14 protein-coding genes are annotated in these 10,956 nt (G+C 60.0%); 5 read left to right on the forward strand and 9 right to left on the reverse strand.

All coding sequences use genetic code 11. The features are described 5' to 3' along the window. Positions 1-35: 35 nt before the first annotated feature. Positions 36-350: a co-chaperone GroES gene (gene groES / locus AC1D1Z_RS29125; RefSeq protein WP_018245947.1), complete on the reverse strand. Its 315-nt coding sequence runs from the start codon at positions 348-350 to the stop codon at positions 36-38. Positions 351-701: 351 nt separating this feature from the next. On the opposite strand from groES, the gene AC1D1Z_RS29130 reads away from it, so the two are divergent. From AC1D1Z_RS29130 to AC1D1Z_RS29145, 4 genes are all read left to right on the forward strand, one after another. Further along, positions 702-992: a hypothetical protein gene (locus AC1D1Z_RS29130; protein WP_018245946.1), complete on the forward strand. Its 291-nt coding sequence runs from the start codon at positions 702-704 to the stop codon at positions 990-992. A 108-nt stretch (positions 993-1,100) separates the two neighbouring features. Continuing rightward, positions 1,101-1,457 carry a hypothetical protein gene (locus tag AC1D1Z_RS29135; protein WP_018245945.1) on the forward strand — a complete coding sequence of 119 codons (357 nt, stop codon included), beginning with the start codon at positions 1,101-1,103 and terminating at the stop codon, positions 1,455-1,457. A gap of 53 nt (positions 1,458-1,510) precedes the next feature. Beyond that, positions 1,511-1,837 carry a DUF2934 domain-containing protein gene (locus tag AC1D1Z_RS29140; protein ID WP_026188723.1) on the forward strand — a complete coding sequence of 109 codons (327 nt, stop codon included), beginning with the start codon at positions 1,511-1,513 and terminating at the stop codon, positions 1,835-1,837. Positions 1,838-1,842: 5 nt separating this feature from the next. Then, the gene (locus AC1D1Z_RS29145) at positions 1,843-2,262 is read left to right on the forward strand and encodes an HD domain-containing protein (protein ID WP_032981504.1); all 420 of its coding nucleotides are present in this window, start codon (positions 1,843-1,845) and stop codon (positions 2,260-2,262) included. 148 nt (positions 2,263-2,410) lie between these two features. Here the strand turns inward: AC1D1Z_RS29145 and AC1D1Z_RS29150 are convergent, their stop codons facing one another. Beyond that, positions 2,411-2,680 carry a hypothetical protein gene (locus tag AC1D1Z_RS29150; RefSeq protein WP_018245942.1) on the reverse strand — a complete coding sequence of 90 codons (270 nt, stop codon included), beginning with the start codon at positions 2,678-2,680 and terminating at the stop codon, positions 2,411-2,413. 44 nt (positions 2,681-2,724) lie between these two features. Next, positions 2,725-2,988, reverse strand: a complete 264-nt coding sequence (locus AC1D1Z_RS29155; RefSeq protein ID WP_018245941.1) for a hypothetical protein — start codon at positions 2,986-2,988, stop codon at positions 2,725-2,727. Between the two features lie 249 nt (positions 2,989-3,237). On the opposite strand from AC1D1Z_RS29155, the gene AC1D1Z_RS29160 reads away from it, so the two are divergent. Further along, the gene (locus tag AC1D1Z_RS29160; protein WP_018245940.1) at positions 3,238-3,744 is read left to right on the forward strand and encodes an HIT family protein; all 507 of its coding nucleotides are present in this window, start codon (positions 3,238-3,240) and stop codon (positions 3,742-3,744) included. Positions 3,745-3,791: 47 nt separating this feature from the next. Here the strand turns inward: AC1D1Z_RS29160 and AC1D1Z_RS29165 are convergent, their stop codons facing one another. From AC1D1Z_RS29165 to AC1D1Z_RS29190, 6 genes are all read right to left on the reverse strand, one after another. Continuing rightward, a complete protein-coding gene (locus tag AC1D1Z_RS29165) occupies positions 3,792-5,642 on the reverse strand; it encodes a DUF2264 domain-containing protein (RefSeq protein ID WP_020493440.1) in 1,851 nt (616 codons plus the stop codon). Between the two features lie 76 nt (positions 5,643-5,718). Further along, a complete protein-coding gene (locus tag AC1D1Z_RS29170; protein ID WP_026188722.1) occupies positions 5,719-6,993 on the reverse strand; it encodes an ABC transporter substrate-binding protein in 1,275 nt (424 codons plus the stop codon). Between the two features lie 40 nt (positions 6,994-7,033). Next, positions 7,034-7,759, reverse strand: coding sequence for a DUF624 domain-containing protein (locus AC1D1Z_RS29175; RefSeq protein WP_018245937.1), 726 nt, complete (start codon positions 7,757-7,759; stop codon positions 7,034-7,036). 20 nt (positions 7,760-7,779) lie between these two features. After that, positions 7,780-8,889 carry an ABC transporter ATP-binding protein gene (locus tag AC1D1Z_RS29180; RefSeq protein WP_477852411.1) on the reverse strand — a complete coding sequence of 370 codons (1,110 nt, stop codon included), beginning with the start codon at positions 8,887-8,889 and terminating at the stop codon, positions 7,780-7,782. A 15-nt stretch (positions 8,890-8,904) separates the two neighbouring features. Further along, positions 8,905-10,077 carry a glycoside hydrolase family 88 protein gene (locus AC1D1Z_RS29185; RefSeq protein ID WP_018245935.1) on the reverse strand — a complete coding sequence of 391 codons (1,173 nt, stop codon included), beginning with the start codon at positions 10,075-10,077 and terminating at the stop codon, positions 8,905-8,907. Positions 10,078-10,081: 4 nt separating this feature from the next. Next, positions 10,082-10,918, reverse strand: coding sequence for a carbohydrate ABC transporter permease (locus tag AC1D1Z_RS29190; protein ID WP_018245934.1), 837 nt, complete (start codon positions 10,916-10,918; stop codon positions 10,082-10,084). Between the last annotated feature and the right edge of the window lie 38 nt (positions 10,919-10,956).

Consider the following 10,956-nt stretch of genomic DNA (forward strand, 5'->3'; position numbering starts at 1 on the left):
CTCCTGCCCTGCATTGACTGATGTCCGCAGGGATCTCATGCGGCCTGCTTCTTTTCGCCCTGGGCTTCGATGATGCCCATCACGTCGCTTTCCTTCATGATCAGCAGGTCTTCGCCGTTGATCTTGATCTCGGTACCGGACCATTTGCCGAATAGGATGCGATCGCCGGCCTTGACGTCGAGCGCCTGTATCTGGCCGGCGTCGTTGCGTGCGCCGGGGCCGACGGCGATGACCTCGCCTTCCTGCGGTTTCTCCTTGGCGGTATCGGGAATGATGATGCCGCCCTTGGTCTTTTCCTCTGAATCGACCCGGCGGACGAGAATGCGGTCATGAAGCGGTCGGAACGACATGTCTTCCTCCATCGACAAACAATGATGACGTTGTTCCCTAGCCGGACCGGATGACCAATCCGGGCGGGTGCGCAGCGCGCGAGCCGCGAGCCGTGCGAGAATGATTTGGTTCGACGGCTTTGCAATTCAAGAGGGATGAAAGAAAAATTAGCACTCCCTGCCCGTGAGTGCCAACGCCTGGCAGGGAACAGAAAATCGGCTCCCGCGTTCGAATGATGAAGGCGATGGCGCCGTACCGGAGGCGAGTTCGAGCTATACTGAACTTGAATCCGGATTTCGGCGTTCCCAACTCTTTGATGATCGAGGCTTAATGAGCTCGAGCAGCGTCCCACGTCTTTTGGAGTGAGTGACATGGAAGAGAAGACCAATATAATCAAAGACCTCAGTATCGAGGAACGCGAGGAAATCCTCGTCGATATCGCTCGAACGCTGGAGGACACGGCGCGTGAGGCCTATGTCGAAGGCAATACGCATTTCGCCGCACTTTCCAACAACATGGCCGAAGCGATCCGCGTCAATGCCGATGAACTCGCCCGTGACGATCCAGAAAATGCCGAGCTCGTATTTCAGCAGGCGACGGCGATGATCTCGCAATTCGAGGCCGTGCACCCCTATCGAATGGTGAGTATGGCCGTTCATTGATTGCCGCCCGGACGGTGCGGCTCGATCGCCCGCTCAAATCAATCGCAACCCACGCGGAACTCTCACTGCTTGCAAAGGTTATTGGATCACAACATCGAGAGGTGATCCATGATGACTTCCAGATCCAACGTGCCGCCCGAGAGCGGGACAGATGACGCTCGTTCCGCCGATACGGAGCGAGCCGAGACCGATCGCAAGCGAGCATTGGAAAATGCCCGGCGCAACGTGAGTTCGACATCAGATCGCGATAGCGGCACTGAAACCCCAAGCCTGAAGCTTGCGAAAGAATATCTCAGCCTTGGCGGCCACCGTCGGTCCATGATCGACGACAACATCACCGATGTTCGCCAATGGGATGAGGATCCACCCGAGGCCGAGCGGTTCTGGAAGGAACGGGTGGAGACGCTTTCGAAGGGCAAGCGCAAACAGGTGGAGGATTTTCTTCCAACCGTCAACACGCCGTGAAAGCGACTGGGCCCGTTCCTCGGATGGCTCATCAAATGCCCCTGGAGGCGATCATGGCTATAGACAAGCACGAGCAGATCCGTCGCCGTGCCTACGAGATCTGGGAGGCCGAGGGCCGCCCGGATGGCGCCGACGAGCGCCATTGGCTTCAAGCCTGCGACGAACTTGCCGGCGAGGATGAGCATGAGACGCTGCAGAACCTGCTCGATGAAGACGATAGGGATGATGCAGCGCTGCTTCAAGGCGCCGGTGAGAGCGGCGATCTCGATCGGCGGCCGGCGAGGCCTGTCCAGGCCGCCGTGGCTCCCGTCCCTGGCATCGAGATGACGACGGGCGAAAAGCCTTCCCGACGGAAGATCAGGAAGACCGAGGGACCGTGATCGCCATGCAGCATCTCGACCATGCCATCCAGATTGCTCTTACGGCCCATGAAGGTAAGGCGGACAAAACCGGCCGGCCGTTCTTCGAGCACTGCCAGCGGGTAGCCCTTCTGGTTTCCGGTGACGAGACGCGAACGGTCGCCTATCTTCATGACGTCGTCGAGAAGGGAAGCGGCTGGACGCTCGACAGGCTGAGGGAAGAAGGCTTTCCGCCGGCGATCATCTCGGCGGTGAATGCTCTGACAAGGCGGCCGGACGAGCCGGATGACGACTTCGTCAGACGTGCGGCATCAAACCCGCTGGCCTTGCCCGTCAAACGGGCCGATCTCGAAGATAATCTCCGGCAGGCCGAACAAGCTGGCAAGAAAACGGAAAAATACCAGCGCGGCCTGGATCTTCTGCGCGACATCAGGAACGGACAATAGGAGTTCGGACAAATTTGCGCAGTTCGCCTGCAACTGCCACCAAGGTTGGCAATCGGCGCAAGAGCGCACTGCTCGGCTTCCATGTCATGTGCCGAGCGCGACTGCAACCTGGCCTCCGGTTGCAGCGGCGGAGGTCGTTGGCTCTATTTCATGCTTTGTTGGTAAACCACACGGTCGGCGCGCCGAGCACGCCTCCCGTGCGCATCGCCGTCTTCAGCTCGTCCAGCTTGCTGAACGTTTGCGCCGCTTCAAGCGTGGCAAACTCGTGGGTGACGGTAATATCGTTCGGATTGTCGATGGCTCGATAAACGGCTTGCGCCGTCACCCCATTGGCCTTCTGCACCGGCGAAAACGCATCATATATCTTGCGCCAGGCGGCGTAATCGGAGACCTCGTGCCTTACGAATAACGTCGTCATATCATCCTCCCGCGTTGCATTTCCAGGTTTGGTTGAGAGGCGTTTTACGATTGCACGAGGAACACCATGGTCTCGGGCAAGACACCATCATTCGCCATCGCATCGGCCGCTGCCTTGGTCTGCATGAAGGCCATCAACTTTTCCATATCAGCAACGTCCATGACCAAACCAACGCGATTAGACGTTTGAGGGTCTGTAAACGTGCGAATGTTCGTGACGCCAATCGGTTCCAATACCTGCTTGCGGATGGGTGAAGCGAGCCAGTGCTTCGTGTCTTTGACATTGTGATGGACCATTATGGTAGGCATTGCATCCTCCTCTGGCCTTGAAAAATGAAAGGCCAGTACATCACTACGCTTTGCTAAACTTTAGTTCAACAATATTGCGATGAGGGGGTGTTTTGCTATTTCTACCGAAGATATAAATATAATTATTTGGAGTAATCCGAAAATATTACGGTTGGCCACCGGTTTTGGCGCGTGTTATTTTTCCGGCAATGGCTTTCGCAATAGTTCAGGCGTCCGCGACCGCCGCGCGAGAGACGACGGAGGTTCAGGATGAACGAACGCCGACCATTTGATCTCAGGGCCTATGTGCACGACATCGGAACAAGGTCATGCTTTATCTGCGGATTGGTCAGGAATGACCCCGACTTCTTTCATCATCGCGTTTTTGAAGACGACGAGACGATCATCTTCCTGAGCAAGTATCCCACTCTGCCCGGCTATTGCCTTGTCTGTCCGAGGGAGCACCTCGAGGATCTGGCGCGAGACATGTCGACCGATGAATATCTTCGACTACAGGAGAATGTGCATATTTTGTCTCGCGCGCTCAAAAGCGTGTTCGACGCCGAACGAATTTATGTGCTTTCGCTCGGCAGCCAGCAAGCCAATAGCCACCTGCATTTTCATGTCGTTCCCTTAGCCTCTGGTGTGCCTCTTGAAGAGCAGCAATACCACGCGCTGATGGCGGAGTACGGGGTTCTGCAGATACCTGACGATCAAATGGCACAGTTGGCGCAGCGCATTGCCGAAGCATATCGTTCCGAGTTGACCGCCCGATAATCAACCGTCCGGCTCGCGGTTGAAACCCGGAAGCCAGTGCCTCCGAGCTACGTCCCGAGAGCGAATGCCGGCACCCCCGCGCCTTTCTCTCGAAAGAGCCGCTCCACCTCGTCGAGGCGGGGGTTGGCGGGCGGGTTATCGAGCGCATTTGCCCAATTCTCGCGACTGGGCAGGGCCATTGCCGCAGTTGCGAGCACGATGGTTCCGGGGCCGATTTCGCCGCGCAGCTGCGGCAGCAGGGTCTTGGCGTGGATGAGGTTGGTGTTTGGGATCGGGCTCATCGCATGGCCGGCCCTCGGATTGGGCGATAGATCCACGATAGCGCTGACGTCGGTCTGCCCGTACCAGACAGCCCGGCCATCCCTTGCATCGGAGCGGTCGGCATTGAAATCCGCGCGTTCGATCGCAAAGCCGCCTTCGATGGTGCTGAGGGCGCGCGGCGTAGCGATGCGGTGTAGGCGGATGTGCCACGGGTTTTCGGGAAGCAGCCAGGTTTCGATGGTGACGTCGTTCCAGGGGCGCCAGCGCGAATAGAGCAGGTCGCCTGTTATCAACGCCTCTTCGAGGGTTTCCCGCATGCGGAAATGGACGCCGTCGTCTGAGAGACCGATCATGCCGTCGAAGCTTGCGGCGGAGAAATTCCGGTCGTCGGCTTCGATGTTGAAAGCGTAGCGCGTGGAATAGACGAATTTCGAATATTTCTCGTTTGCGCCGAGCATCTTGTCGTGCTGCTGCCCCGAGGAGAGCACAACCACGTTTCCCGGCGTGTGCATGGCGACCATTCCCGCCGGCGTCAAAGCGACCGGCTCCGGAAATTCCGGCTGCGGCGCCTCCTCGGCGGTCCAGAACGGATGATCCCCCGCAAGAGCGAGCGGCAGGAAGAATTTCAGCGCCCAATAGGGTGACCCGGGAGAATTGTAGCTCTCGCTCATGAAGAGGTTCGGGTAGCCGTAGCCGACGGAGAGAACGCCGTCGCGCTCGGCAATCGGCATCGCCGACCACCAGCGGATATGGCGCATGTAATAGCCCTTGATCTCGGCCCAGGGCAGGGCTTCGACGCCGGCAAAGGCAAGCGCGCCCCAAAAGCCGCCCGCCGCGAAGCGGTAGGTCTGGCTGCGGCCGAAGGCAAGTGCCGCGCCATCGGGGCCGAACCAGTGGCGGATATCCCCGGCAAAGGTCTGGGCGCGACGCCGGAAGCGGTCCTTGCGCGCCTCGTCGCCTCGCGCCAGCACCGCATAGATCAGGCCGTAGAAATGCATGGCGAAGGGAATGTAATGATCGACCCGCCGGACCGGTCCGTCGCGATACCAGCCTTCCCCGAGGTCGAAAGCTTCCAGTTCTTCGAGATAGGCGAGGGTTTTCCGGTGATCGAACGCCACGCTTACGCGTTCCAGCCCGAGATCGATGAGCACACGAAAGAATTTCCAGTTGTTGTCGATGAATTCCAGCTCGCGCGCTCTGAGAAGATAGGCAGCGACCGTCTTCTTATCGCTGTCGTCAAGCGGTTCCCAGATATGCTCGGGGACAAGCGCCAGGGCGAAGCCGACGGCGGCGAGCTCGACCAGCCGCTGATTGCGGTCGGTAAGATCGCCCCAATATTCGGGATGAGCAGGATTGGTGCCGTTTGCGAGCCCGCGCCGATAGAGCTCCCAATGCGGGAACGCACCGCCGCCGGCAGCGAGCGGAACAATTCCCCAGAGCGGCCGCGCAAATCCTTCCAGGTCCGCCGCTGCCCGGTCGAAGATCGCGCCGGCTGCACCGAGGCGCACACGAGCGCCGCCTTCGGAAAAATACGGCAGCAGCGGTTCGAACAGATCGATGACGGCCTTGGAGAGGTCGTCGCGTGTCTTCAGGGGATTGCCGAAAAGCGGATTGGCCCGGGCGGGATCATATATCATTGTCAGCTCGAAATTCATGAAAAACCCGATCGGCCGCGGGCGGATGGTAACCCGCGGCCGTCGATATCTCGTGGGCCTACTTGATGGCCTTCACGCCTTCGGTCATTTCCTTCAACCCGTCGTCGACGGTGGTGTTGTCGGTCATGATCGCGTCATGCACACGGTTGAGCACCACCTCGATCTTGGCGGCGTTTGGGTTGACCGCCATCTCAAGGTAGGTTTTCAACGGCTTCAGCGCCTCCTTGCTGGCCGCATCCTCAGGAAAGCCCGGCGTTGCCGCGATCTTGGCGCTGACGTCATCCGTCTTGAGCGCGGGGAAGGTGCCCGTCGACGCGATGACATCAGCGCCCTCAGGACCGGTGACGAACTTGATGAAATCGAGAGCTGCATCCTTGTGGTCGGAATTGGCGTTGACCGCCAGCCCGGAGATCTGCGCGGCCGTTGTCCCGGCCGCGACGCCGTCGGGATGCGGGAACTTGACGATGCCCCAGTTCTTGCTCTTCGATTCACCCGATTTCACCTTGGTGATCTGGGTGCCGACGAACCAGGTTCCCATCGGCAGCATGCCGATCGTGCCGTTGAAGAAGAGCGCCGAATAATGCGTGTTTGACGTCTTCAGGAAGGCGTAGGAGGGAATCGCCCCATCCTTCTGCAGGGTGAGCGCCCTATCGTACCAGGGCTTGAGGAAGTCGTAGTCGCCGTCGACCAGCGTGTGTTTTCCGTCGAGGACGCCGGGCAGCTGAACGGTCGACCGCCAGGTATGCAGGAGCGCGCCGTAGGTCTTGTTGGTGCCCATGCCGCCGGTAAGCTTCTCGGCAGTCGCGTCGAATTGCGCCCAGGTCATGTCATTGGTAGGGTAGGGGACGCCTGCTTTGTCGAATATGTCTTTATTGTAATAGACGATCCAGAAGTCGGAGCGGAACGGCAGCGAATAGACCTTGCCGTCGATGGTCAGTTCCTCGATCAGGCCGCCATAGGGAGCCGGGTCGATCTTCTGATCCTTCACGAAGCTGCTGAGATCGGCGATGTTGCCGGCGCGCACCAGGTTGGTGTAGCCCGGCACATCCTTGATGGTGACGATGTCGATATCCTTGGAGCCGCCGGTCAGCTGCGTCGAGATCATCTGCTGATAGTCCTGCGAGCCGAGGTCCATCGGCTCGAACTTCACGTTGGGGTGTTTGGCCTGATAGGCCTCGATCAACGGCTTGTAATAGGCGGTCTTGTCCCAGTCCCACAAAGCCCATTTGAGCGTCACGGCGTCCTCGGCAAGCGCTGCGCCGGCCGTCGTTGCGGCCAAGGTGAAACCTGCCAAGGCAAGTCTCATCGTCCTCCCGAATTTATCCAAATACATTCCCGTTCTCCTTCCCTGGATCATCTCTGGATCAGTTGTTTTATGAAGCGTCTCGTATATGCGGTTCGCGGTGCGGCTGCGTTGCGTTTGGCAGGTCTAGAACCGTCACCGCCGCCCGATGGACGCCGAATGCGACGGCGAACATTCCGAGTGAAAAATTGAAGGTTGCCGGCATGAACACCGAAACCGGATAGAAGAGGATATGCGCCAGCCACAGGCTGGCGGCGAAGGCGAGCGCGGCTAGCGCCGGGAGCGGGCGGATGACCGAGGCGAGCGCGGCGAGGCGCAGCAGCCTAGAAGCCGGCAGATCGCGCATCACCATGAGAACGATGAGATGGCAGGCGAGGACCGCGATGAAAGCGGTGGCGACGAGGGCGATCGTCAGTGGTGCGCTCAGCAACAGATTGTCGCGTGCGCCGGCGGCATAGGTGACAATCGCATGGATACCGATTGCAAGCGCGCCGCTCAACGCCAGGCCCCAGGCGGTGGCGCGCCAGAAGTAGCGCAGAAAGGCTTCCGTGAAGTCCCGCAGCAGATAGGTGTTGCGATCTTCCACCAAGGCGACCGAGACCCGGGCCATGGCGGCGAGGGCTGCCGGCAGCGTCACGACGAAGAGGCCGGCCAGGATGAAGAGGATGTTCAGCTTGACCATCTCCCACCATTCGCGGACGAGGATCTCGGCGAACAGAGCAAGGCCGGTCCTCTTCGGCGCATCCTTCGCAATGCCCGGTCCCTCCCTCGTCCACATGTCCCGCAACCACTGCATAGCCGTCTCCCGCAGGCGCCTCAGTATAGAATCGAGCGTTCCGTTTCCTTGTCGAACAGCTGCGCATTGGTCATATCGGCGACCAGCGTCGCCTCCTCGCCGATATCAGGCCGGTAGCGCGGCGAGACGCGGGCGATGAGATTGCGCCCGCCTGCCACCATGTTCAGATGCACTTCCGAGCCCATGGGCTCGGCCAGTTCGACGACCGCCTTGAGGGGCGCCAGGTTCTCCGGTGCGATGTCGGCCRGCGGCAGCTCGTGGAAATTCTCCGGACGGATGCCAAGCACCAGTTCGCGGCCCTCGTAGGGGGCGATCCTGCCCTTGTCGAAATGGGCAGGCAGCGGCAGTTCCCGGCCGTCGAAGACGGCGATATAGCCGTCGTCCCGGCGCAAAATGGTCGAGGGCAGCATGTTCATCTGCGGCGCGCCGATGAAGCCGGCGACGAACATGTTGACGGGACGGTCGTAGAGGTTCTGCGGCGTATCCACCTGCTGGATGTGCCCGTCCTTCATGACGACGATCCGGTCCGCCATGGTCATGGCCTCCACCTGGTCGTGGGTGACGTAGATGAAGGTGGCGTTGAGGCGCTTGTGCAGCTTGGTGATTTCCGAACGCATCGTGCCGCGCAGTTTGGCATCGAGATTGGAAAGCGGCTCGTCGAGAAGGAAGACCGCCGGATTGCGCACCATCGCACGGCCGAGCGCGACGCGCTGGCGCTGCCCGCCCGAAAGCGCCTTCGGCTTGCGGTTCAGGAGATGAGAGATGTCGAGGATCCTGGCGGCGTCCTGCACCTGGGCATCGATGAAGTCGCGCGACACCTTCCTCAGCTGCAGACCGAAAGCCATGTTCTTGTAGACGGTCATATGCGGGTACAGCGCATAGTTCTGGAAAACCATGGCGATATCCCGATCCTTGGAGGGAACGTCGTTCATGACGTCGCCGCCGATCTTGAGCTCTCCTCCCGATATCTCCTCGAGGCCGGCGATCATCCGCAGCGTCGTCGATTTACCGCAGCCGGAGGGGCCGACCAGGATGATGAATTCCTTGTCAGCGATTTCGAGGTCGATGTCGTGGACGACGGTGAGCGCGCCGTAGGATTTGTTCAGCTCTTTAAGCGAAATGCTGGCCATCGGGTCCTCCTGAATTCACCAATAGGAAGACCAGCTGCGCGAAAGGCGCGTCAAAGCTTCCATGTAATAATAATCTCCCCAGGAGACGCATTCATCGACACCCTCGCCGCGGCAGGTGTTGAAGGGCGATTTCTTCGAATAGGTGGCGTGCAGCACCAGGCCGTTGGAGACGGCTGGGTCCTTGACCGCGTAGTGATCGGCAAGGCTCTTCATCATGCGGCGCGCCAGGGTGCGATAGCGTGCGGCCGGTTCCGGCTCGACGAGATCGGCCATTTCCAGAAGGCCGCAGGCGGTGATCGACGCCGACGAGCTGTCGCGCGGCTCGCCGTCGCCGTCCGAAAAGACGAGATCCCAATAGGGCACCATGTCGGCCGGCAGCCGGTTGAGATAGAAGGCGAGCAGCCGGTCGAAGGTTTGGCGGTATTCCTCGATCCGCTCATAGCGATAGGAGAGCGCCATTCCCGAGATGGCCCAGGCCTGTCCGCGCGCCCAGGCGCTGTCGTCCCTGTAACCTTGCTTGGTGGCGCCGCGCACCGGCGCTCCCGTGACCGGGTCCATGTAGAAGGTGTGATAGGTGGAATCGTCCGGCCGAACCGAATTGGCGAGCGTGGTGCGGGCGTGAATGAGAGCGATCTCGCGATATTTCGGATCGCCGGTCTCGCGGCTCGCCCAGTAGAGAAGCGGCAGGTTCAGCAAGCAGTCGATGATGTAGCGGTATTCTTCCGCCACCCCCTTGCGGCCCCAGGCCTGGATGAACTGGCCGACGGGTTGGAAACGCTCGATCAACTGGTCGGCTGCCAGGATGGCGGCCCTGCGGCCATCCTCATCTCCGACAAGCTTCCAGGCGGCGATGCAGGAGGGCGAATAGAGAAAGCCCATGTCGTGATGATCCGTCTCGATGCGGTTCACGATCCGATGCAGGAACGATTGGACCTGGATCTGCGCGGCATCGCGGAAAACCGCCTCGCCGCTGTGCTCGAAAGCGAGCCACAGCTCTCCGGGCCAGAAACCCGCGGTCCATTGGTCGTTCGCCACCGCGGGATAGAAATTTCCGACGCTTGAATGGTTCTGCGAGGCATGGGTGAAGGCGGGAAGGTTGCGCCTGATCTGCCCGACGGCAAGATCGAGCGCGGCTTTGACCTCCTGGTCGGTGATCGGCTGCGGGGCGACGGACGAGACGGCGTTCATGGATTTAACCCTTCAGTCCGGTCGAGGCGATACCCTCGACGAAGAAGCGCTGGAGAGAGAGGAAGACGACGAGAACCGGAATGAGGGCGACGACAGAGGCCGCCATGATGAGCCCGTATTCGGCCGAATATTGCGAGATGAACATGCGAAGGCCGATCTGGACGGTCTTCAGCTCGGTCTTGGTCAGGTAGATCATCGGCCCGAGAAAATCGTTCCAGGTGGTGACGAAGGTGAAGATCGTCAGTGTCGAGAGCGCGGGCTTCGACAGCGGCAGCATGATGCGCGCCCAGATCTGGTACTCGTTCATGCCGTCGATGCGGGCCGCCTCGCAGAGCTCGGTCGGGATCGACATGTAGAACTGCCGCATCAGGAAGACGCCGAAGGCGGTGAAAGCCTGCAGGCAGATCAGTGCCAGATGGGTGTTGTTGAGGCCGAATTCGCGCATCAGCAGGAATTGCGGCACCATATAGACCTGCCAGGGCATGGCGATGGTGGCGATGTAGCCGAGGAACAGGGTGTTCTTGTAGGGGAAATTCAGCTTGGCGAAGGCGTAGGCGGCAAAGCTGGAGGTCAAAAGTTGCAGCAGCGTGACGATGATCGTCAGCTTCGAGGTGTTGTAGATGAAGAGCGCAAGCGGGATCTTCGTCCAGATATCGACGTAGTTATGCCATTGCGGCTCGGACGGTATCCACTCGATCGGGAAGGCGAAGACGTCGCGGCTGAGCTTCAGGGATGCCGAGAGCATCCAGGCGAAGGGCATCAGCATGATGAGCGTGACGGCGATGACGATGGCGTAGATCGCGACCGATTTGAGGGTCACCTTGCGTCCTGCGATCCTCATTCACCATCCTCCCTCTGGCGCCGGAACTGGAAGACGGT

The sequence above is a fragment of the Rhizobium sp. P1_E1 genome, assembly GCF_056406015.1.